General features: G+C 38.9%; 18 protein-coding genes. All 18 read right to left on the bottom strand.

Translation table 11 applies throughout. The features are described 5' to 3' along the window. Window positions 1-39: 39 nt before the first annotated feature. The 18 genes from P6940_RS04945 to P6940_RS04860 all read right to left on the bottom strand — a co-directional run bounded on the left by P6940_RS04945 (window position 40) and on the right by P6940_RS04860 (window position 25,736). Window positions 40-4,344, bottom strand: a complete 4,305-nt coding sequence (locus tag P6940_RS04945) for a translocation/assembly module TamB domain-containing protein (RefSeq protein ID WP_277293380.1) — start codon at window positions 4,342-4,344, stop codon at window positions 40-42. 678 nt (window positions 4,345-5,022) lie between these two features. Beyond that, on the bottom strand, window positions 5,023-6,450 hold the full coding sequence (locus P6940_RS04940; RefSeq protein WP_277293379.1) for a TolC family protein: 1,428 nt from the start codon (window positions 6,448-6,450) through the stop codon (window positions 5,023-5,025). An 11-nt stretch (window positions 6,451-6,461) separates the two neighbouring features. Beyond that, complete coding sequence (locus P6940_RS04935; protein WP_277293402.1) at window positions 6,462-7,793, bottom strand: MlaD family protein; 1,332 nt, start codon at window positions 7,791-7,793, stop codon at window positions 6,462-6,464. Between the two features lie 22 nt (window positions 7,794-7,815). Beyond that, on the bottom strand, window positions 7,816-8,556 hold the full coding sequence (locus P6940_RS04930; RefSeq protein WP_277288458.1) for an ABC transporter ATP-binding protein: 741 nt from the start codon (window positions 8,554-8,556) through the stop codon (window positions 7,816-7,818). A gap of 8 nt (window positions 8,557-8,564) precedes the next feature. Continuing rightward, complete coding sequence (locus tag P6940_RS04925; RefSeq protein WP_277293378.1) at window positions 8,565-9,326, bottom strand: MlaE family ABC transporter permease; 762 nt, start codon at window positions 9,324-9,326, stop codon at window positions 8,565-8,567. Between the two features lie 35 nt (window positions 9,327-9,361). Continuing rightward, window positions 9,362-11,209 (bottom strand): SpoIVB peptidase S55 domain-containing protein, encoded by a 1,848-nt coding sequence (locus P6940_RS04920; protein WP_038152666.1) that lies wholly within the window; start codon window positions 11,207-11,209, stop codon window positions 9,362-9,364. Window positions 11,210-11,224: 15 nt separating this feature from the next. Next, window positions 11,225-11,515 carry a hypothetical protein gene (locus P6940_RS04915; protein WP_028258147.1) on the bottom strand — a complete coding sequence of 97 codons (291 nt, stop codon included), beginning with the start codon at window positions 11,513-11,515 and terminating at the stop codon, window positions 11,225-11,227. 284 nt (window positions 11,516-11,799) lie between these two features. Continuing rightward, complete coding sequence (locus P6940_RS04910; protein WP_081658431.1) at window positions 11,800-12,891, bottom strand: rod shape-determining protein; 1,092 nt, start codon at window positions 12,889-12,891, stop codon at window positions 11,800-11,802. A gap of 64 nt (window positions 12,892-12,955) precedes the next feature. Further along, on the bottom strand, window positions 12,956-14,218 hold the full coding sequence (murA, locus tag P6940_RS04905) for a UDP-N-acetylglucosamine 1-carboxyvinyltransferase (RefSeq protein WP_277293377.1): 1,263 nt from the start codon (window positions 14,216-14,218) through the stop codon (window positions 12,956-12,958). 527 nt (window positions 14,219-14,745) lie between these two features. Beyond that, the gene (gene glpX, locus P6940_RS04900; RefSeq protein WP_277293376.1) at window positions 14,746-15,711 is read right to left on the bottom strand and encodes a class II fructose-bisphosphatase; all 966 of its coding nucleotides are present in this window, start codon (window positions 15,709-15,711) and stop codon (window positions 14,746-14,748) included. A 107-nt stretch (window positions 15,712-15,818) separates the two neighbouring features. After that, entirely contained in the window at window positions 15,819-16,463 is a 645-nt protein-coding gene (gene fsa / locus P6940_RS04895; RefSeq protein ID WP_038152670.1) for a fructose-6-phosphate aldolase, read from the bottom strand. Between the two features lie 50 nt (window positions 16,464-16,513). Beyond that, window positions 16,514-17,803, bottom strand: coding sequence for a serine--tRNA ligase (gene serS / locus P6940_RS04890; RefSeq protein WP_038152671.1), 1,290 nt, complete (start codon window positions 17,801-17,803; stop codon window positions 16,514-16,516). 163 nt (window positions 17,804-17,966) lie between these two features. Then, complete coding sequence (locus P6940_RS04885) at window positions 17,967-18,917, bottom strand: cation diffusion facilitator family transporter (RefSeq protein ID WP_038152672.1); 951 nt, start codon at window positions 18,915-18,917, stop codon at window positions 17,967-17,969. 312 nt (window positions 18,918-19,229) lie between these two features. Continuing rightward, window positions 19,230-21,410, bottom strand: a complete 2,181-nt coding sequence (gene speC / locus P6940_RS04880) for an ornithine decarboxylase (protein ID WP_277293375.1) — start codon at window positions 21,408-21,410, stop codon at window positions 19,230-19,232. A 348-nt stretch (window positions 21,411-21,758) separates the two neighbouring features. After that, window positions 21,759-23,267 carry a lysine--tRNA ligase gene (gene lysS / locus P6940_RS04875; RefSeq protein WP_277288549.1) on the bottom strand — a complete coding sequence of 503 codons (1,509 nt, stop codon included), beginning with the start codon at window positions 23,265-23,267 and terminating at the stop codon, window positions 21,759-21,761. 51 nt (window positions 23,268-23,318) lie between these two features. After that, entirely contained in the window at window positions 23,319-23,792 is a 474-nt protein-coding gene (gene greA / locus P6940_RS04870; protein ID WP_028258138.1) for a transcription elongation factor GreA, read from the bottom strand. Between the two features lie 203 nt (window positions 23,793-23,995). Beyond that, window positions 23,996-24,985 (bottom strand): tRNA dihydrouridine synthase DusB, encoded by a 990-nt coding sequence (dusB, locus tag P6940_RS04865; RefSeq protein WP_038152677.1) that lies wholly within the window; start codon window positions 24,983-24,985, stop codon window positions 23,996-23,998. Continuing rightward, on the bottom strand, window positions 24,969-25,736 hold the full coding sequence (locus P6940_RS04860; RefSeq protein ID WP_028258136.1) for a type III pantothenate kinase: 768 nt from the start codon (window positions 25,734-25,736) through the stop codon (window positions 24,969-24,971). The genes dusB and P6940_RS04860 overlap by 17 nt, the downstream gene beginning before the upstream one ends. Window positions 25,737-25,741: the final 5 nt, after the last annotated feature.

The raw sequence follows: 25,741 nt of genomic DNA, 5'->3' as shown, positions 1-25,741 counted from the left end.
TCTATGAAGTACAAATGATTTTTACAATCCTAGTATCTTTTAAAATTCTTTACTCCACTTCATGCCTACAAATCGATTCTTATCAGAGTTAGTCCATGCACTAAGCGCAAAATGTTTCGACACATCATACTGTATACTGTAGGAATAGTTATCATTGTTAATGCCGCGACTATATTTAAGATATACATTAGGAATAATATATTTACCGATTTCCAAATTATAAAAACCAGCCACGTCTTTATCATCTTCTTGTTGAAAGCCCATAGCCCCATTTGTAATCGAGAACGTATCGAGTCCTGTAATATCTCGCACTGTATTTTCTACATAACCAAAGGCAAACATTTGCAATCCTTCTGATAATAAGGAGTCCGCATCATCTCGCCCTACCCCTCTTGTAATTCCTCGATCATGACCGAAGGTCAACAATGATACAATCTGATTCTGTGTCAATGTCGGTTTTGCCGACAAATTCATTTTCAATGCATCAACCGTACCATCTACTTTCATAAAGATTTGATAATTAGACCTTTCTGTACTTGCTTCCATATAGAGATGAGGCAATAAAGAATTATTTCCGAAATTAGCCATGCCTTTATTAATGGTAAAGCGATTATTTAAATATTTAACACTGCCCCGTTTAACCGTAAACTGACCATCGGAGCGCGGTTCTACTAATGTACCTCCAAAGTGTACATCCCCAGTAACCAACATATCGTATAAAACTGGATCGTAGAGGCGCACTTTATCGTCTGCATGAACACTTACATCAAGGGCTATATTAGATGTAGCAGTGTCACTGGTCAACGTGAGAGGAACCTTAATAGTTGTATGTTCTAGATTAATATCGCCTTTTACTACAGGGCCATCATCTGTCTTAGTTATATATAATTCCCCATTCAATGGACCTTTTATATATTCATTTACCACATCTAATTTATCAAGCTGAATACCGCCCGTATAGGCTGTTAAGGTTCTACCCATCCACTCAATGTGTCCAGTAGCACCCATGTTGCCTTTCCCCATGGCGCCTTCCATTTGAAAGTCTCCATTTCTACCTTTACATACGAGGTTAGCATTAATATTCGCTAAATCATTAGCCACATTTTTTATGTGTAAGGAACCATTAGTAATACTAAGAGAACCGTTCACTTCTGGTTGTTCATAGGAACCAGTTACATGTAAGGTGCCTTTTAACTTACCGTTTCCTTTCGTAAACAAAGAGGAACTAAGTGGTAATACTGCCAAATCAGCATCATTCATATCAAGCATCATATCAATTCCCTCTGCATCTCCAGGAGAGAGATACTCACTCGTATATAATGCATGAAGTGGCACTTTGCCATAGGCTTTCACTTTATACGGTCCTTTTTGTAGTACCATCTGATTCACATGAATCACTTTATCTTCCATCGTTGCTAATACATAGGCCCGGTCAATGCCTATCTGCTGATACGATGCATTTTGTATTTCCCCAGAAAATTCCATATGCGGATTCTTGGTTTGTCCCGTTATATTAGTAATCATACTAATCGTGCCAGTTAGATCAAGTGGTGACTGACTTAGTAATGGTGCTATATACGCTGCATCAACATCTTTCATAGCGATTTGCAGATTCGATTCACCACGCAAGTCGGCTTGTCCTCCTACAGCCAACATACCTTTGCCAATAGGCAACGACAATTTCTTTATTTTACATATATGGTTCGATAATCCCACATCAATCGTAGCATTACCAACTAGCCTATCACCGAAGGTAACATGATCTACCGTTCCCCACACGGTAAGAGACGGATTTTCTACGGTGCCATCTACGTCAATCGTGCCGGATAATTGTCCACCGACCCGTTCTAACGGTTGCCCTACCATTGAAGCTATGCGCGAAATATTACCATTTTGTACTGTCGCTTTTCCAAATATATGATTTTTCTCTATCGCATCTCCTAATGTCATACCCCCAGTAGCATGATAGTAACCTGTAGTTTCATCGCCGAAAGAGATATCTTCCACATGCACCACAGTAGGATCCACATGAATCTGTCCCACCATATTAGAAAGAGCCGTATTTTCTATCATCAACGACCGTGATTTTACAGTTCCCTCAAAAATAGGTTTTTCCATAGTACCACTTACGGTGCCTTGCATCGCAATTTTTCCATCTATATCTACTGACGTACGAGGCAAGAAACGCCCTATATCAATCGCATCTCCCAATAAATTAATATGTAATTTATCTTTGCTAGCTATACCGTCAACAAAAATTTTTGATCCATACGCATCTATTGTGCCATCGTATACAGTAATTTTTCCTTGTTCATAACCGTATGTAGTACGTGCATCGGTAATCAACTTGCCATATAGAGAGCCTTCCCACATATGAGCATATCCATCTACTTTTGGTGCACGCAAGGTGCCTGTAATATGATTATGCATCGATAACCAACCTGTCATTGGTATATCTGTAAATGGTGATATAAGGTTTTCAATTCTCACATTGTCTGTGTCTAAGCGCATATCAATCGATTGCGTACCAGTTAGGTCTATAGTGCCTGCTACGCTATGAGAGCCAGTGGCATCTAACAAATCTCCTTTTTCTACATGGAGCACGTGGTCCTTGACGAAGAGATCTAATTTAGCACGTTCATAACGAGTTTGATCAACGCCAATATCATTGGCAGACAGTTTCGCTTGTATAGATGGATTATCTACAGTACCCGTCCAAGTCCCTGTAATGGTACCCGTTCCAGCCAATTGATGTCCTGTCATCTTACTAGCTATAGAAAGTGGTAGATTGTGACCGGTGAAATTCATATGGGCTTGTCCATAATTCCAAGTGCCATAACCAGTAATCGCCCCATTATCTATAGTTCCATTTAGATATGTCAATGTATAGGCATTAGGAGATCCCTCAAATCTAGCATCCACTGTATCGAAAGTAAAAGAATCATACGATATAGCCTCTCCATGTAAGGTACCATTTATGTAAGTAAGCTGTCCATCTCGACCTGTTACCATAACATGACCATTCACTATGCCCGTTACATCATAGCCAGTGATATCTTGCAACTTTGACAAATCTAATGATTTTCCCACAGCAGCCACAGAAAATTCACTTGTATCCGTATGATACGTAGCCTCGGCTTCGACTAATCCATTGCCGATAGACGCTTGCCCATTAATGACTTTCAATACATGATTATCATACATAACATCTGCCGATAATCGATCTAATCCTATACCCTCATATTGTATAGAATCAGATGTAATATGCCCATCTACAGTCGGCGAGACTGTAGTGCCACCAATATGTAGTGTCCCATCCACTAATCCATGAATCGGCGTATCCACGAATTGTGCTACATCAAAATGAGTGGTATACACATTAAGATTCAATGCACTATTCGCCGTATCTTGCAGCGTAATCACTCCATCGAGTCCAATAGCTTGATCGTTAACACTACCTTTTGTGTTTGAAAGAATAATCTTCTGATCATCTAGTCGCACATGAGCATGTACATCATGAATCCTATAGGTAGTGTCATATACAGCATCTACATCATTAAGCACTACAGAACCATATAATTTTAAATTATTATTAGTTCGTACTGCATGTACAGCTATATCATCGAGTGAACCGCGCTTTACGCTAAGCGGTATGGTATCACCAATAAAATCATTGACATACGTACTGTGAATACTATCGCCCTTAATCGATATATCAAAATCCTTAGCATCATTCATAGTGATAGTTCCACGTACTGTAATAGGTTTGTTATCCAGCGTAGCTTCTACTGCCCCATCTATGATTGGCATATTCGACAAATCAACGCCACCACTGACATTGGTTACATCATAGGCATGTCCTTGTAGGGGCTTGATGTGAACATGCATAGTATCAAACAATATGCGTCCTCTGAAATCCGACGATGTATCCTCATCATTGGAACGTATAAGATGTGTTACATTCCAGGAAGAGTCCTTTTCTTGCCAAATTTGTAGATCTCCATCAGAAATAGTAACTGTAGAGATAAGAGCTGTCATCGTTTTCTTGCCTTGTATAATATCAATGATCATGCTCGGCGATAATGCGACTTGAATATCCTTAACGCTCATAATTTCTTGTTTCTTTGCGTCTTGTATACGTGCATTATCTATATGAACCTGTCCACGCCAATCAAGTCGTAAACTGTCATAGGTAACAGTCCCATTTACAGCGGTATTTAATTGTTCTTGCACTAATGGTGTTACATATACTTCTAGTGCTGGCTTTGCTATCGTAATGCCCCCTGTCAACGTCAAGATAGCAGCCACTGCTAGAGCGATGGAGCGTGTATTTCCTAGTTTCATATTATCACACACCTTTATTAACACCTTATATCACTATGCAATCCTCTACGATGAATGCATTTATTTCATATATATACCTTACATGACATTTCTAGTCATAGATTTCTTATCTTTATCGTTGTGATTGTCTATACTTAATATTTTTAACTGACCTAGTTCCAACAATCATTATAATCATCATTATCTTTTATTGTACTATATATAGTGCGTAGTGACTATCACGGAATATTATTTTTTATCACTGCCAATACAAATTGGAATCTTCATAGGCTAAAAGGTGATACGTCAGTCCATGTACATTTCCTAATCACGATCCATGTACATCACCTAGTCACTATCCCGAAAAGCGTTACAGTTATATATCATCCTATACTCTATTATACTATGACCGACTTACAAAATGTGTAGATAAAAATATAGATGACAACCATTCGTATCGTACTTCTACCTTCTATGCGCGCTAATACGATGTAACCATGTCTAATCGAGTTACGTCACATGTGAGTGCTATAATCAATTACTTTCTCCATCTGCTAAGTTCTTTATCATAGTAGCCTTATCAAGGTGTTTCCATCTACAGATACATACCTACACAAAAGACTATTACCATAGTTATCTATGGCAATAGTCTTTTTAGTATATCTATTCTACTATAGAGCATTTGTTACGCCACTCTATCTACATGTTATGAGAACGAATTAAATCTGCTCCGTTAGCCACTCGAGTCTCTACAGGAATGCCAATTGCTTGTTCCAATGTAGCTACACTAACGTTATAGTCATATAATGCATCTACATAGCGATTTCGTGCATTTGCTAATTCTGTTTCTGCATCTAATACATCTATATTGGTTCCCACACCAGCCCGATATCGTAAAGAGGCAATACGGAAGTTTTCTTGTCCTTCTTCGACAGCTGTTTTAGTACTGCTTATCATTTGCTCTGTAGAACGCATAGTAAGATAGGCTTGTTGCACACCTAACAAAATAGAATCAATGGTAGCTAAATTGTGTTCCTTTACTTGTTCTAACATAGCTTTTCGTTGTGCCACAACCGCATCACTAGCACCGCCATCCCAAAGATTCCAACTAGCCTGTCCTGCAATATGCCATCCTGTATGATGATCCGTCCCAGTCAAACTGTTTTGACTCTTAAAACTATCCCCCACATTGAGATATACAGCTGGCAATTTTCCCGCTTTAGCAGCATGAATTGCTTCTTCTGCAGCTTTTACTTGCATCGTTGACTGAACTAGTATAGCTCGATGTGCTAAGGCATAGGCTTTAGCATCGTCTAAGGTCACTTCATATGGTCGATATGTCATCTCTTGATCGGTAGTATCAATATGCACCTGTACAGGAATCGCCAATACCATGTTCAATGCCGCTTCTGCCAAATCTGCACCTTGTTGTGCCTGTACTAGATTAGTTTTCGCCTTTTCTAATCTGGTTTTTGAAGCCAACACATCAGAACTTGCTACAATACCTACATTATATTGAGCTGTCACATTCGATAAATGACCTTCATAATCTCGCAAAGCCTGTTGTGCTATATTGATCTTATTTCTTGCTTTTATCAGTCCATAATAATCTGTAACGGCCTTTAATTTAGCTGCTTGTTTTGCTTCTACCACTGCAGCTTGTGCCCCTTCCCGTTGATATCGCGCACTAGCAAGAGCTGATTCTATCTTGCCGCCGGTATACAGAGGAACCTGTATATCCAAGGCATGACTAGCTGCCGTATCAATAGGTTGCACATCCGTCGTCTGCATTTTGCTAGCTTTATATTGGTAGGTAACTACAGGATTTTTTGCTGCCCCTTGCACACGTACACCCGCTTTTGCCGCTTCATAAGACCAGTTTGCTTCTTTAATAGAGCGATTATTTTGAAGGGTCCATGCGACAGCACGATTTTCATCCAAAGTAACCACCTGAGGGATTGCCTTGTCGCTTATTACTTTATCAGCTACCACTTGTTGTGTTATGTGTAACGCCTTCTCTTGGTAATCTTCTAAACTTGTATGATTTCTAGGCGCTGCCAATGCACTAGTGGTCATTATCGATAATATAAGTGCCAATGTGGCCGCTTTCTTATGCACATTCATCATCTCCATTTCACTTAAAATACATGTTTAACACCAAAATAGTTTCCTCCTAGGGGATCACTATAGGGCCTTGTAATTTGTATAATACCATACGTATCATCAAACAATTTATATTCGCTACGAATCCGATACCGTTGATGATTAAGATTAATCATCGCCGCCGAAATGGAAAAAGGAGTACCTACACCATAATCGAGACTTGCACCTAAGTCGCCTTCAAATAAACCACCTCGAAGCAACCATCGGTCAGTTAAGAATTTACCATAATTGGCATTCAATGATGTGTTATCGCCTATGTTAAAAGCACCTATCTCGAGCATTCCATTTCTTAAAAATAGTCTTGCATTACCATTTACTCCATATCTATGATTATGAGAATTATATAGCAATTCTACGGAGTTTTCTGACCACATGGCTCCACGATTCTTCGTATTCATGTATTCACCTTCATCAACCGTCGCTGTGGTAGAATCCTTATACGCACTGCCTCCAGTCAATTGATTAATCCGCTTAGAAATTTGTGCCGTATTATGTAATGTTTCCTTAATATCGCGCTGTGCTTGTGGATCATCCACTATGGTAGACATAGAACGCGCCATTGTATTTACAGTATCTGTAGTATCTTTTAGATTATCTAATATTTGTCGCATCTGCTGTCCAGCTTGTCCATCATGATCAAATTGTGTCGCTGTCCGATTTAATTCCGTTGTTAAAGAATTCACATTACGAGTGACTTCAACCATATTCGAAGTAATCTGATTGATATTTCCTGAATTTTGTGCCAGTGCGCTATTCATCTGTGCCGTTAACATAGCCATATTATCAGCTATCGTCGATGTCGTGCGCAATGTATCTCGCAAAGCGCCTTGTGTTTCGTGATCGCCAATGATGCCATTAATAGCTTTTAATGTCTTATCGCTACTGTCAATTAAATTTTCCACTTTTTTAAAAGCACGCTTCATATCATCTACGTGGCCATTAAAATGATCGCCATCATGAAAATACGTCGTCGCCTTTCCTGGTTGTACTTGTATGAATTTATCGCCCAAAATGCTATCGGACTCAATTGTGAATGTAGAATCTGTCGGTATCAGCGTTTTTTTATCTACCGTCATCGTAATCACAACACCTGAAGTACCAATATCAACTCGGTCAATTTTACCGATACGCACGCCAGAATAATTGACGGCACTTCCTGCTTGTAATCCTGATGCATTAGAAAACGTTCCCACTAATGTCATCTGTGGTTCATGGAATAATGACACACGCCCTACAAACAATATGGTCACAATCAATAATACAATGCCTGCTAATGTAAAGATACCCACTTTAGCTTCTGTTGTCATCGGCACGAATGTATACCCCCTTTTAGTTCTCCTCGAACGCTATATCACCATGAATAAATTGCTGTACGCGAACATTCGTAGATTGTTGAAAGTCTTTCGTCTTCGACACTTCTATGAATTGCCCTTTATCTAACAAAGCAATCCGATCCGCTATATAAAACGCCGATTTCATATCATGCGTCACAACAACAGACGTACAATTCAATCGTTCTTGCATATTACGAATCAGCATGCTAATAGCATTCGAGGTTACTGGATCTAATCCTGATGTAGGTTCATCATATAAAATCAACATAGGGTCAAAAGCAATGGCTCGCGCCAAGCTAACGCGTTTTTTCATGCCCCCTGATAGTTCACTGGGTTTATATGTTTCATACCCTGCTAGTCCGACCCAATCCAACTTTTCTCTTACTATCTTAGCAATATCATCAGCACTTCTGTGGCCTTCACGAACTAAGCCAAATGCTACATTCTCACCTACCGTTAAGGAGTCAAAGAGTGCAGAATATTGAAACACCATACCCATCCGTTGCCGTACTCGATTAAATTCCGCTTCAGACATATGTGTAATATCGTGTCCATCCACTAAAATCTGTCCCGATGTAGGCTTTACTAATCCTATTAATAAGCGTAACAACGTACTTTTACCGCTACCACTACCGCCTAAGATAGCGACTGTTTCTCCATCTAAAATTGTTATGTTAATATGATTTAATATAACCCGCTCATCATATGCCATGACTACATCTTTAAATTCAATCATAATGAACCTCAGAATAATAAAACGGATAAAAAGTAATTTAATATAAAGATTAAAATAATGCTCGTCACCACCGAACTAGTCGTAGAATTACCTACTGCTCTAGCCCCACTGCCAGTATACATTCCTTTATAAGCACCTACGAGAGCGATAACCGCACCAAACACACTCGCCTTTATAAGGCCATATGTTAAGTCTGTTATCACCGCCAAATTTTGTATCGACGTCGTATAGGTTAGACTGGCTAATCCTTTTATATAGGTAGCTACAAACCAACCACCGCCAACGCCAATCAAGACGCCATAGAATGATAAAATTGGCACCATAATCATACAGGCAACAACGCGAGGAACTACCAAATATCCTATAGGATTCGTAGCCATCACGCGTAACGCATCAATTTGTTCAGTTACTTTCATAGCACCTAATTCAGCAGTAATGGCCGCCCCTACACGGCCTGCTAACACGACGCCCACCAAAATGGGGCCCAATTCACGTCCCATAGCAATGGCCATAATACCACCTACAGTACTTTGGGCACCATAGGTAATTAATACATCTGCCATTTGTAACGTCATAACTGCACCGGCGAACACTAAAGTCAAGCTAATAATCGGCAAGGAATCCACGCCTAGATATGCCATTTGTTGTATTGTATGACGCCAATTAATCATTGTTAATTGGCTACAGGTATCTACTACAAGTAACATAGCACTACCTATTTGTTCCAATCGTTCTAATGTCCAACGACCAATTACCTCTAACCAGTGCATAAAGCCTCCTCGCTTATCGGATACGTCTTATCAAGTTATGTTTCCAATTTCATTTTTGCCAATTGTATTGCTTCTTTTTTCTTTTTCGCCAACATTTTATCTCGCTTATCCGGCGTCATAACTTGAATGTTAAACTGACCATCACCTTGAATAATATAGTCTGTATTCACATAGGTTCGTTCCTCTTTTGTATCCTTATGTAAATTATCTTTATTTCCCTTTTTAGTAATAGTGCCTGGTAATTTATTTGATTCCACACCATCGATTTTAGCAGTCTTTTTAGAGGATGTGCCTTCACTGTCTACCATGCTAACCCCAGAGTCTAAAATTTCAACTACTATTTGTTGATTCGAGTCAGTTGTCAATAATTCCTTATAAAATTCATTAAAATCTTTATACGTTTTCAAGCGCCGAATAATTTCATCTGTTAAATTATATTTTTGTTTTTCAAATACATATGGCAATGGTACAACACCACCACCACGTACTTCTAACACGGCATCACCCAATGGCTGATCTTTAGGAACAGTGTATAGCACTTCTTTTGTAAATGGTGTGCCTCTAAATGGATATAATTTTACATTAACAGAAATCGTATCGCCTGGTGAAACGATGACAGGAGATGCGGTGGCATCAACAATTTTAGCCGTTTTCTTGTCTTCCATCACATCTACATGAATCGTAATATCAGAAATATCATAATCGATAAAGCGATTATTCATTAGTACATCAATGACATTATAAAATTCATCTACACTTTTAATACTAATAGAATCCGCAGAGTAGAACATATTTTTTCTTGTAAAAGGAACAATCCCCGTATTACGCGGCGTAATGGTATATGATATGGTCGCCGTTCCCGCTCCAGATCTATCTAAGGTTTTATTTAAAAATGTATATAACGATGTGGATGCTAATGATGGCGTCATATCGCTAGATTCAATAACTTTTACATAGGCAGTTCGTTCCTTGCCTGTATCTAAATCGCGAATGACCATACGTACAGGAATTCCTGCATGAATACGACCTACCGTACCAGCAATACCGCTACCACGGTCTTCGACAACCGATCCTACTTCAGCACCCATAGATCCTAATTTGAAAGCTGATTCCACACTTTTTACTACCGTAAAGATACTAGAGTTGTGCATGAAATAATTAGTGCTACCATGTTTTAAGAAAGGATGTCCAAAGGCAACAACTTTATCATCATCCACATAGGTAACGGTACCAATTGCACCTAATTTCAAATCGCCATCCACTAATAATGCTGCTACAGATCCACCAGGAACCAAAGGTTTAACCACATCATCTCCATTGGCCGCTGCCGTATCATACATATCATAATGATATTGTGGTAGTTTCTTCGCCATATAATCCAATGCATCACGATCAAATCCATAGGCCATTAACGGTGTCCCCATAGGAATTAATTGACCATCTTGCCATTGATGGGCCATTTCTTTTTCGTAGGGTATATTCCACAGTTTGACCATATCCGCAATCGGTGTGATCATGCCAATCGTACCATCTGCAAATCCCCAGCCATAGGCTACGGCACCGACTAGTTTTCCATTAATGTATACAGGACTACCGCTCATACCATGCGCAATACCCCCTGTTTTATCCATAACAGGACCTGAAAATTTTGCCAATATCAAATCTCCTGATGGCCCTTTATCTTTCATAATGCCTAATACTTTGACATTAAATGTAGAGATTGTATCTCCTACAAGTACAGTTTTCGCAATTCCTTCCATGCCTGTTTTTACATCAGCCACAGGCATAAAATCAACAGCTTGCGCCTGTGCCGCTACAGACCAACAGAAGAAAAGCGCCAGTACACCTTTTCCATACCGACGCAAAGAATGAGGTAATTTCATTCTTATTTCTCCCCTCTATTTACTTTCAATAGTAACAACTACTTGACCTCGTTCTACGGAAGATCCTATTTGTGCCTCTACAGCACTAATAACGCCATCTACAGTGGCTTTTGCACCTGCCATAGGACCTGCTAATGTTTCTATGGTGAGTAATGTATCACCTTCTGTGACAGCAGTACCTACTGGTAATACTGTGGCTACAGTTCCACTTAATACTGTAAATTGTTGCACTGGCTGTGCCATAGCTGGCATAATCCCAATAGCAGTCAATACGGCTACTACCGCCATAATTATATTCTTTTTCATATATACCTCCAGTCATACCCATACAGGCTATAACATGATGAACTTATATGTATTATACTTATAAAACTTATCACTCTATAATTAGTACCATATATTACATTATATAGCAAAAAATAATTCTATACTAGAGTTATTTTATATACGCCACGCTTAATCGTCATAGAATACAAACGAAATAGTATAAGTACTTATATATAAATGGATTACAACAAATAAAAATTTATTGTAATCCATTGGTAGTAATAAGTAAGCTAATTAACCTATGATTTCATAAACTACTATACTTATTGCAATTCATCTAGACTATCTCGTAAATCAGACATTTCTTCCAAAGCCTTAGCCGTTCCTTTAATCACTGCATAGCGTGGTGAGTCCATTAAGTACGTAGCGATTCCAACGATTCGTGTAATTAATCGATCTAAGCCATCCATAAGAGCACCACCACCGGTTAAGACAATACCATGATCGGCAATGTCAGCCACTAATTCTGGTGGTGTTTTTTCTAAAATCCGCTTAATACCTTCTATAATAGTCATGACTTGTCCTTCTACAGCTCGTTGAATTTCGCTAGACGTAACCATAATTGCCTTTGGCAATCCGGAAGCACTATCGCGACCACGAACAATCATTTCATTGCTTTTCGCATGGCGATCTACGGTACCAATAGATATTTTCAATGCTTCCGCCGCACAGGTACCAATAATTAATTTGCGTTTTCGACGGATATAGCGAATAATCGACTCATTAAACATATCGCCACCTAAGCGTAATGATTCACTCACAACAATGCCCGTAGTACATACTACGGCAATGTCTGTAGTACCACCACCAATATCTACTACCATAGCACCTGCTTCTTTCACAGTATCAAAGCCTATTCCCAACGCAGCTGCTAAAGGTTCTTCAATGAGTACCGTTTTCTTAGCACCGGCTCGCAAAAACACTTCTAAGACCGCTCTTTTTTCCACCGGTGTAACACCTGATGGCACGCATACTACAATTCTAGGTCGTATAATCGCAGAAATAGATACTACACTTTTTAAAAAATAGCGTAGCATAAATTCAGTAGTATCATAATCGGCAATAACGCCCGCCTGTACTGGGCGAATAACCTCCACTCCTTGCGGTGTGCGTCCTAACATATGTTGCGCTTCTTTACCAACTGCTAAGACTTCCTTTGTGTGAATATCTCGTGCTACGTAACCTGGTTCATCTAAGACAAGACCTTTTCCTTTTACATATATCAACACATTGGCTGTTCCCAAATCAATGCCCACATCATAGGTAGCTACACGACTTACAATATCGAAAAGAGATTTTCTGTATTTTTTTGTTTCTTTTTTCATGGTCATTTGTGGCGTTGTTTTAGCAATCATTTGTGTTTGCCTTGCTCGTCGTGCTTTACGCCTATCGTCTATGGTTAGAGTCTTCGCTTTTTTCTTATTCGTCCACCCGAACAATGTCAGCACCTAACCCTTTCAATTTACCTACCAAATCATCATAACCTCTATCGATGTGATGTAAATGATCAATTTCAGTAGAGCCTTTGGCCGCTAAGCCTGCACATACCAATGCTGCTCCAGCTCGCAAGTCGGTGGCGCGAACACGGGTACCTGTCAAGTGATCAACCCCATCAATGATGGCTTTTCTGTCTTCAATGCGTATGTGAGCTCCCATTTTTTGCAATTCTTCCACATGCATAAACCGATTTTCAAATACAGTTTCTGTCACAGAGCTAGTACCTGTAGCAATCGTTGTTAGCGCCATAAATTGCGCTTGCATATCCGTAGGAAATCCTGGGTATGGCAATGTTTTAATATCAACCGCTTTGAGGTTTCCATCACTAATGACGCGAATGCCATCTACATCTTCTTCTACGGTAACACCAGCTTCTTTTAATTTAGCCACCACTGGTTTTAAATGTTCTGACAAAGCGTTTTCCACATACACATCGCCACTAGCCATAGCTGCCGCAATCAGATAGGTACCCGCTTCAATACGATCTGGAATAACCGTATGTACCGCTCCGCTAAGTTCTTTAACCCCTTGGATGCGGATAATGTTAGTACCAGCCCCTTTAATATTGGCCCCCATACTATTCAAATAGGTCACCAAATCGACAATTTCAGGTTCTTCGGCTGCATTTTCAATAATGGTTTTTCCCTCTGCTAATGTGGCCGCCATGATAACATTTTCCGTAGCACCAACGCTTGGGAAATCGAGATAAATTGTATTGCCTCGTAATCCATTTGGTGCATGGGCATACACATATCCTTCAGTTAATTCGATGGTAGCGCCTAGTGCTTCAAACGCTTTCAAATGTAGGTCAATAGGTCGACTACCGATAGCACACCCGCCAGGTAGAGAAATTCTAGCTTCTCCTTTACGTGCCAAGAGTGGCCCCATTACTAAAAAAGAAGCTCGCATGCGTCGAACCAAGTCATAAGGAGCTTCAATAGCGGTTAACTGCGAAGCATCAAAGTTAATTTCATCTGTATCGCGATTAAACGTCACACGCACACCTAATGATGCAATGACATCGCAAATCGTAAACACATCATCTAATTTTGGGATTTCTAGTAGCGTACTAGGAGTTGTGGCTAACATAGTAGCCGCAATAATTGGTAAGACGGCATTTTTTGCACTACTAACGCGTACTCTACCTTTTAATTGATTACCACCTTTAATAACAAGCTTTTCCAACAGAGTTCCTCCTATTTAATCCCATTTCTATAGTAACGTTTCAGTTTGTTCATCATAATTCACTACATTATAGTATACTATTATTTGACTCGTATCATCAAGTATTATGCGTTTTAATTTCCAAAGGAATCCTTGTGACGATGTTCCTCACCTATATACATCAAACTAATAGCTTATAGACCTCATTTAGTAATATTGCTCATGCAATGATGAGTCTTGATTATATCTTTTTATACATCTCATTAAAACAAAAAATATGTACTATGATTGTAGTACTATACATAGTATATAATGTATAACGCATATCATAAGGAATATATACTGTACCCCACTGAGCAACTTAATCGTTAATATTTCTATACTTAACACGTTTGTACTAGTGCACGTGTTCAAACTAATAATGCGGATTGTAGACACCTATGTGTACAGTCCGCATTATCCTTATTATCTAAATGAGTATCATAAAATGCAGTTACACTATCATTTCATGATACTCACTCTAGCATATCACTTGATACCATTATCAATTATTTAGCTTTCAAATTTTTTAATTTCTTATCTAAATTATGAATTGTATCTACAAATCGAGTAGTTCCTGTTTTGTAACGCATAACAACAGAATGTGTTCTCATGCCACCATTAAATGTACGAATACCATTCAAAATATTACCTGGTGTAATCGCTGTGGCAGCAAAAATTGCATCATCGCCGCCAACTAAGTCATCCAAGGTCAACACTTTATTGACGTCGGTAATTCCCATGGCTTGACAGCGAGCAATTTGTTCTTCATTTTCTGGAAGTAATCGCGCTTGCATATCGCCACCAGCACATTTCAAGGCGGCCGCTGCTAATACACCTTCTGGAGCCCCACCTGTACCGATTACCATATGTACACCAGAACCTTCAAAACAACATTCCATAGCAGGGTTTACATCGCCATCTGTAATAAGGCGAATACGGGCACCAGCTTGACGACATTCTTTCATAATTTCATAATGGCGTTCACGATCTAACATAACAACAGTAATATCATCAATACTACGTTCCATCTTTTCTGCTACTCGTGTTAAGTTTTCTGTTACTGATGCGTCTAAATCAATAACACCTTTCGCACGTGGACCTACACATAATTTTTGCATATACATATCGGGTGCGTGTAATAAACATCCTTTCGGAGCGATGGCCAATACTGCGATGGTACCATTTTGGCCTTTAGCAATCAAATTAGTACCTTCAATAGGATCCACAGCAATATCAACGACTTCACCGCCACGGCCCACTTTTTCTCCAATATAGAGCATAGGCGCTTCGTCGATTTCACCTTCACCAATAACCACTGTTCCCGTAATGTTAACAGTGTCAAACATTTGACGCATAGCATCAACTGCTAGCCCATCAGCTTCATCTTTCTTACCACGGCCTATCAAACGAGCGCTATTTAATGCAGCAGCTTCTACTACACGAACAAATTCCAATGATAAAGAACGATCCATAATTTGCCTCCTCAAGCATATGCTTATGTATATAATCATTAATTCTCTATAGTACAATCACTATAGTATTTTAGTCCTAGTACACACTCATTAATTCTATTATACACTTATTGATTTGCTGTATGCCAATCTTCTAAAAATCTAGCAATTCCTGCATCTGTCAATGGATGTGTCAAGGCTTTCATCAAGACTTGATAAGGTACTGTCGCAATATGAGCACCCGCTTTAGCACATTGAGTTATATGAAGTGGTGTTCTCACACTGGCTGCAATAATTTCAGTATCAATGTTATGTAACTGAAAAATCTGTGCAATATCTTTAATCAATGTAATGCCATCCATGCTCATATCATCAATGCGACCTACAAATGGGCTTACATAAGATGCACCAGCACGGGCCGCCAATAAAGCTTGATTCGCAGAGAATATTAAAGTTACATTTGTCTGAATGTTCTCTTTATGAAGAACGGACACAGCTTGTAACCCTTCTCTAGTCATCGGGATTTTTACGACCACATTATCATTCCATTGACTAATTGCACGACCTTCTTCAATCATTTCAAGCGCTGTCGTTCCTATAACTTCTGCATTGACTGGGCCATCAACTAACTGAGAAATCTCTTTGATGACCGCTTGTAAATCACGATGTTCTTTCACAATTAACGATGGATTGGTGGTAACACCACTAATACATCCCATAGCATAGGCTGTTTTAATTTCTTCAATATTCGCTGTATCAATAAAAAATTTCATATATATACACTTTCATACTTTCTTGCTAACTACAATAGTTGACACTACAACTACTTATTATTTGGTCGGATGACTGTGCATCCACCCATGTATGGCACTAAGGCGGTCGGTATCACGACTGATCCATCAGATTGCTGATTATTTTCTAAAATCGCCGCCACAGTACGACCTACGGCCAAGCCGGAACCATTTAAGGTGTGAACAAATTCAGGTTTTTCTTTTGGCCCACGACGGAATTTAATATTCGCTCTGCGTGCCTGAAAGTCTGTCATATTAGAGCAAGAAGAAATTTCTCGATATTTATTTTGTGCTGGCATCCATACTTCTATATCATATGTTTTAGCAGATCCAAATCCGATATCTCCTGTACAAAGAGTAATCACACGATATGGCAATTCTAATAATTGTAATACTTTTTCTGCATCATGGGTCAACGATTCTAATTCATCCCACGATGTATTCGGATCAACTAATTTGACCATTTCTACTTTATTAAATTGATGTTGACGAATGAGTCCTCTTGTATCACGACCAGCTGAACCCGCTTCTGCACGGAAACAAGCTGTATGAGCGGTAAAATATTTTGGTAAATCGGTTGCTTTCAAAATTTCTCCACTATAATAATTCGTCAAAGTTACTTCTGCCGTAGGAATCAAAAAGTAATCCATCGTATCACTATGAATTTTAAACATATCTTCTTCAAATTTAGGAAGTTGCCCTGTGCCAGTTAATGTTTCACGCGTTACCATATAAGGGGTCATCATTTCCGTGTAACCCTGTTTTTCTATATGTAAATCAAGCATAAAGTTAATTAATGCCCGTTCTAATCTAGCACCTAAGCCTTTATAAATGGTGAATCTAGCACCGCTTAATTTCCCTGCCCGTTCAAAATCTAAAATATCAAGGCTTTCACCTAGATCCCAATGGGCTTTACTTTCAAAATCAAATACCCGTGGTGTGCCCCATTTACGATTTTCAGGATTATCATTTTCATCTGCTCCTACAGGTACTGTAGCATCGCACATGTTAGGCAAGCGAAGTGCTACATCGCGCAATGAAGCGGCCACCTTTCTGGAACGATCATCTAATTGGGCAATTGTTTCCCCTACTTTTTGCATTTCTGCAATTTTATCATCTGCATTTTCTTTATTGCGTTTTAATTGACTAATTTCAGCAGTAACTGCATTGCGTGTTGCTTTTAACTGTTCTACTTCTAAAATAATTTTTTTGCGTTCATCATATAATGTAGCAAATGTTTCTAAATCACCTTTTGTGTGACGATTATCTAAATTTACTTGCACTACGTCCAAATTGTCTCGGACGAATTTCATATCTAACATATACAAACCCTCTTTTATTTATCTGCCTCTTAATGGAAATATCCAATTACATTTTAGTTTACCATAAACTACTTATTTCGACTAGTAGCCGATCTAACCCCCTTCGTCATCTAGGAACCTATACCAATCGATAGACAGTAACATTCTGTCATCATTGCTATCCTCAATCATCCTCTTCATCTAGCAAATAATCCTTTGCCATCCATCGTTTCGTAGCAGTAAATGATATGGTTACCCATTTTTCAGTAGGATTACCTCCAATTTCTGCATCAATTTCATTGCGAATGCGATCCAATTCAACAATACTTTGTTGTGGAAAGTCTTTAGGAATTAAAATATCGATTTCAATAATTCGAGCATTTCCATATTTTTGAACACTACTCACATAGTCTTTAAACTGATACCGCTGCATGAACTCATCCATAATCGTTTGCACTTCATCATGCAATGCAGGCGGTGCATATCCTAAGATTTGTTTTGTCGATGGAATGAGTATTTTGATAGCCGATGGCAAAATTTGTAACGCTAATACGATTAATACAATCGGGTCTATATATTTAGCATACACTGCATAGTCCGTAAATTCTAATCCAGCCGCCACAACAAAACTAATTAATATAGCCGCTTCTAGCCACGCATCAACGGACCAACTAATATTATCAAACTTGATAAGATTTGATTGCAAACTTTTATTAATGCGATGTACATACAAGTAATACGCAGCATCAACAATGGTAAAAAAGATGGCATAAAAGATAGCTGGCCCAAAATCTACTACACGGCCCCCATTCAAAAGATCGGTAACACCACTTGATAAAGCGTATAAAACGATGACTAAAATAAATAAACCTTCTACGGCCAACACCAATGGTTCAAATTGCCAAAAACCAAATTGGAATCGCTTACTCGTTTCGCGAGCAATTAATTTTGATGTCATCAGCATCATGACCTTAATGACTACGTCGACAAAAGAAAATACTCCATCTAGTAATACGGCACTCGATCCCGTAACAATCCCCATAATCGTACCACTAATGGCAACTAAACTCATCAACGCTGTGGACTGTATCAGTAGTTTTTGCTCAATTGATTGCCGTGCTTCTACAACGTTCATTGTCCCATGCTCCCTTATCTGTATTGACTGTCTTACATAAACTTTCTATTTTAATTTCATCTATACAAAATCTATCATGCCTACTACAGAAGATACGCCCCTAATACATACTGCAAACTAAGAACTCTAAATCAATCATCTATATACTATTTATAGGATAGTCCCTTACCTTCGTGCTAGTAATTATCTTTCTATCTATATATTGTACTAAATAAGTAGGTTGCCTGTCCAAAGAGAGCTCATATCTTACCATCTGCACTACGTCTGTATAGGAGCCCTCAAATGTGTCTACTACACATGCTATCACTAATACTATCTATCTAAGAAAGGAGCCGATTCTTTCTTCCATACATATGCCTCAATCTCTCTAGTTCCCTCTACCGTACGTCTTATATATACACCTTGCATTTCGGGTGCAAATCCTGGGAATTGATTAAGACCTGCTTCTAACACGAGAAAATAGTCTCTAGCTGTTTCAGACCATCGTTCGCCAGGTTGTACGCAAATAACACCTGGCGGATATGGTAAAGCGCCTTCTAAGGCAATGCGATTCGTTATGTTAGCTAGGGGCACTAACTCTCCTTCTCCACGTACAAAGGCAATGTTCGCCACTTGTGGTGTAGTCACGTACTCTGGTAAATAGTCATATAAGAATAATCTTTTTTGTAAACTACTCATGCCACGATTTTTATAAAAATCATGCATTTCCTGACACAATTGGCGAATTGTATAGTCTCGATACCTATAGTGATAGGCCTCATACAGTGATGGCAATACCTCTTTCATGGGTACATCTTGGTCAATCATTGTCTCAAACTGTACCAAAGCGGCCAATAATCGATCCATTTTATCCGCACTTTCAGCAGGCGTCATCAAAAATAAAATCGTATTAAGATCACATTTTTCTGGAATAACCCCGTGTTCTCGAAGATAATTTGCTAAAATCGTGGCTGGTATGCCAAAGCTTTCATAGTCACCTGTAGCCACATTAATGCCCGGTGTAATGAGCTGTAATTTGCATGGATCCATACAATATTGGCCGCTACCATATCCTTTAAAAGAATGCCACTTAGCCTCTGGAGTAAGTGAAAAATAAGAAATATCCTCAGCCATAGTACGAGTAGTGCCATTTTGCCACGGCTCACCATGGACCATTGGGGGAATCAACGGGCGTATATAATGGCACTGTGAGAGAACTGCCTTGCGTGCATCAATAGAACGTTCTACGCATTCTTTCCATAATTGTCGTCCCATTTCACCATCATGTATCTTAGCATTCACATCTAATGATGCAAAAAGCGGATAAAAAGGAGATGTAGACGCATGCATCATAAACGCATTATTAAATCGTTTATGATTAATATATCGTGCTTGTCCTTTTATATGGGCATCTTTTTTATGCACTTGTGACGCCTGTGAAAATCCAGCTTGCTGCTTATGAACAGATTGGGTTACTAAAATGCCTGGATCCTCAGGGCCCAATTCTAACAACAATGGGCTGCACTCTTTCAACATAGGGATAAATTGTTCATACCCCACCCAAGCAGAATCAAATAAAATATAATCACATAAGTGACCAATGGCATCAATCACTTGCCGTGCATTATAGATACAACCATCATACGTACCTAATTGAATGACTGCCAACCGTACTGGTCTTTTTTCTTGGGCTTTAATAGGGTCCCTCTTTCCTATTACATTTCTGATGTATGTTTCATCAAAGCAATGTTCTAAAATTCCCCCTATGGAACCAAATGGGTTCCTAGCCGTTTCCAAATATACTGGTGTCGCCCCAGCCTGTATAAGGGCTCCATGACTAATTGATTTATGATTGTTTCGATCATATAAAACAATATCTCCCGGTGTTAAGACAGCATTGAGCACCATCTTATTCGCCGCCGATGTGCCATTGAGGACAAAGTAAGTTTTATCTGCATTAAATACACGAGCCGCTTCTTGTTGCGCTCGGCAAGCTGGTCCCTCATGAATAAGTAAATCACCTAATGCTACGTCTGCATTACATAGATCACTGCGAAATATAGTCTCTCCATAAAAATCAACAAACGCTTTTCCTGCAGGATGGCGCGTATAAAAGCATCCACCTTGATGTCCTGGACAGTCAAATTGCACTGGTTGTGACTCTACATACTCCATTAATGCTCCAAAAAAAGGAGGTAATAATTTCTTCTCATACTCTGTAGCGGCTCTAGCAATGTCTTTCATATATAACTCTCTTTGTGCCATATCAGTATCAATGATATGTGCTCTATGTCGCAATGGATGCGATTGTGTTCTTTGAGAGGATGTGCGTATTAAAAAAACAGGAATGTCTAACGCATGTATCCTTTCAAACTGAGTGATATCCTGATCTGTCATGACAATCGCTGCCACGTCAGAAAAGTCGGTTATCTCTAAGGGCACACACTCTCTTTCAATTAATGGAGAAAATAAAGTTGCTCCTATTTTTGAATACGCAATTTTTAATGGTTTCACGCTACGGTCTCCTACTCTATACAATCTTCAATCAACTACATACGCACCAGTGGCACAAGTAATTATCAACTATCCACCCGATGCTATCAGATTACTGTTAATTTTTAACTTTTCTCCATATACATAAGTTTATAAAAATAATTATAACTCACATGTTAGTATGATCCGATACTTGTACCTATTTTCACATTCATAACTATATAAAAAGTGTAGCCCTTATAATAAGGACTACACTACACTATCTTCATCTACGCTTCTATCATTACCTCTTGTCTAAGACACATAGATACGCTATACCTATAGTAGCTTAAAAGAGCAATAACTATTACTATACGAAGCAATAAACATTTATTCAGTTGGGTCTGCCACTTCTGGTTTCATTAATGGGAATAACAATACATCGCGAATAGAAGCGGAATCAGTTAAGAACATAACTAGACGATCTATACCAATACCCAATCCAGCTGTTGGAGGTAACCCATATTCCAACGCTGCTACATAGTCTTCATCCATACGATGCGCTTCATCATCACCAGCTTCGCGTTCTTTTAATTGTGCTTCAAATCGTTCTTTTTGATCGATTGGATCATTCAATTCAGAAAAACCATTGGCCAATTCACGACCATAAATAAATGCTTCAAATCGTTCTGTTGTTAGCGGTTTTTCACGATTCAATTTCGCTAACGGAGAAATTTCCTTTGGATGACCATATACAAAGGTTGGTTGAATTAAGTTTTCCTCTACATATTCTTCAAAGCAAAGATTCATAATTTTACCAATGCCATCATTAGGTCCATAAGCAACATGCAAACGGTCAGCAATAGCTCTAGCCTCTTCTACCGTTTCCACTGCATCAAAATCTTCGCCAGCATATTTTTTCACACCTTCTGCCATAGTAATTCGATTCCATGGTGGGGTTAAATCAATTTCAGTACCTTGATAGTTAATCTTAGTAGTGCCTAATACTTCTTTAGCACAATAGGCTACAATATTTTCAGTCAAACGAATCGCATCTTCATAATTGCCATACGCTTGGTATGATTCCATCATAGTAAACTCAGGATTATGACGATTATCAATACCTTCATTACGAAATGAGCGGTTAATTTCATACACACGTTCTAACCCGCCAACAATTAATCGTTTTAAGTATAATTCTGGTGAGATGCGCATATAAATATCAATGTCTAATGCATTATGATGTGTAATAAATGGACGTGCTGCCGCGCCACCAGGAACAGCATGCATCATTGGTGTTTCCACTTCCATAAACTGTTGTCCATTTAAGTATTCGCGCACTTTCGCAACGATTTGTGTTCGTTTTACAAACGTATCACGCACTTCTGGATTGACAATTAAGTCCACATACCGTTGTCTGTATCGTAATTCTGTATCTTTTAAACCATGCCATTTTTCTGGCAATGGACGTAGCGCTTTCGATAACAGTGTTAATTTCGATACTTTAACAGTTACTTCACCTGTATGCGTTCTAAAAACATGGCCTTCAATGCCAATGATATCACCAATATCAAGTATTTTAACATGTTTATAGTTATCGTCGCCTAATACATCTTTACGAAAATATATTTGTATATCGCCAGATAAATCACGAATATTAGCAAACGCTGTTTTTCCATGTGATCGAATCGTCATCAATCGGCCCGCCATGGTCACAGGTTGATCTTCAAAATTAATAAAATCATCTTTAATTTCTTGTGCATGCTGTTTCGCTACAAATCGTTGTCCAAATGGATATACCCCATCTGCTTCATATTGAGCTAATTTATCACGACGCACTATCATTTGATCATTCAAATTTTCTAATTCCGTCTGTGGAATTTGTTTTTCCTCGCTCATTTGTTACCTCCTTGTACGTACACTGTACTACTCGCCACTATGATACATTACTTAATTAATCGCCAACACTTTAAAAGTAACAGGGCCGTCCGGAGTAATGACTTCTACATTATCACCTTTGCGTTTACCTAAAATGGCACTGCCTACAGGAGATTCATTAGAAATGCGATTATTAAATGGATCTGCTTCAGAGGATCCTACAATTACATATTCAAGTTCATCATCATACGATGTGTCTAATAATTTAACTTTACTACCTACAGTTACCACATCACCTTTTGCACTTTCGTCGATGATTTTTGCTGTATTTATTTTATTTTCTAATTCAAAAATATGACCTTCAATAAACGCTTGTTCATTTTTCGCATCATCGTATTCAGAATTTTCACTAATATCCCCATATTCAATGGCAATTTTAATACGTTCTGCCACTTCAATACGACGCACAGATTTATAATAAGCCAATTCCTCTTCTAATTTTTTTAGCCCTTCAGCTGTTAATAAGGTTTCTTTTACATCAGCCATTCTTACAATCCCACTTTCCTAAAGTCTATAAAAGGAAAAAGTGTCACAATGATGACACCTTTACAATCATATAATAAATATATAATTAATCTATATTATTATAGCTAGATACAATTTTATTGTCAATGCTAATCCATAAGCACATATGTAATACATCTAGCGTAGTCAACCATTTGTAGTCTATTATACTACAGCTCATCAATTTAACCTAATAAACTTCTATATTGATGAATCGTTTCTACAAACTGTGACACTGTCGTTACCGTATTAATCAAATTACGCCACCTGGCTGCTTCTGGTAAGCCTTTAATATACCATCCTGCATGCGTTCTAATTTCACGAACGGCTAGCATGTCGCCTTTATAGTTACATAATAGATGAAAGTGCCGCAACAACATGTCTAATTTTTCCACGCCTGTTGGTTCTGCTAGTAATGTGCCATCTGCTACATACTGATTTACTTGATCAAAAATCCACGGATTACCTTGCGCACCGCGTCCTATCATGACCGCATCACACCCAGTATATGTCAGCACATCAAGTGCCCTTTTAGCATCAACTATATCACCATTGGCAATCACCGGTATATCCACTTCTTCTTTAACCCGCTTGCTAAAAGACCAATCAGCACTACCACTATACATTTGTTCCCTGGTTCGTCCATGAATAGCAAGAGCCGCGACTCCCACATCAGCCATACCTTTAGCCAAGTCAACTACATTTTTATGATCTTCATCCCATCCTATTCTCATTTTTACCGTAACGGGTATGGATACAGCCTTAACAGCGGCCTTAGCCACTTGCCACGCAAGGGTTGGTGTTTTCATCAATGCAGATCCATCACCGGAAGACACGATTTTTTTTACGGGGCATCCCATATTAATATCTACAATATCAGCCCCTGCTCTTTCAACCGCTTGGGCTGCCAATGCAATCGCACTAGGGTCAGAGCCAAATATTTGCATCGATACAGGATGTTCCCCATCTTCCATCCGTAGCAATTCATGCGTATGGTCATTGTTATATTTAAGCCCCATGGCACTAACCATTTCTGTGCACACAAGGGCCGCTCCATGTTCTTTGGCTAGTAACCGATAGGCTATGTCACTAACACCTGCCATAGGTGCTAAAATAGCCTGTCCTTGAATTTCCACACTCCCAATATACCAACGTTTTTTATTGATTTTTTTCATAGATTAACCGTAATCCTTCTAGTGTTAACATAGGTTCTACATAATCGATGCAATCTGTAGCACTGCCAATTAAATTAGCCAATCCACCAGTGGCAATAACGGTCACACCTTCTGGTAATTCTTTTTTCATACGATTAACCAATCCTTCTACTTGTCCCACATACCCATAAAACATGCCTGATTGCATAGAGGAAACAGTATTACGACAAATGACTCTACCTGGATCACGGACTTCGATGCGCGGCAATTTAGCAGCCCGTTGGAATAGTGCTTCTGCTGAGATATTAACACCTGGTGCAATGACGCCACCCATATAGTCCCCATTCTCTAAAACGGCACAATAGGTAGTCGCCGTACCAAAATCGATAATGATACTAGGACCGCCATATTTTTCAAAAGCGGCCACCGCATTAACGATACGATCAGCTCCTACTTCGCGAGGATTATCATACTTAATAGCCATGCCTGTTTTGGTGCCAGGCCCTACAATTAATGGTTTTACGTTAAAATAGCGTAAGCACACATGCTCCAAGGTTGGCATCAATGGGGGTACAACCGACGAAATAATAATCGATGTAATATCGCTAACATTTACCTTTCTATCATGAAAGAATAAATTCATAATAATAACACCGTACTCATCTGTCGTACGAACTCGATCCGTGGAAATTCGCCAATGTCCTACTAAATGTTCATGATCATACACACCCAATACAATATTGGTATTTCCCACGTCTATTACTAATAACATTATAA

Origin of the sequence: Veillonella montpellierensis, from assembly GCF_947090115.1 — a bacterium.
Lineage (GTDB): Bacteria > Bacillota > Negativicutes > Veillonellales > Veillonellaceae > Veillonella > Veillonella montpellierensis.
The sequence above is the reverse complement of the archived record's forward strand: the minus strand, read 5'-3'. Positions and strand labels throughout refer to the sequence as shown.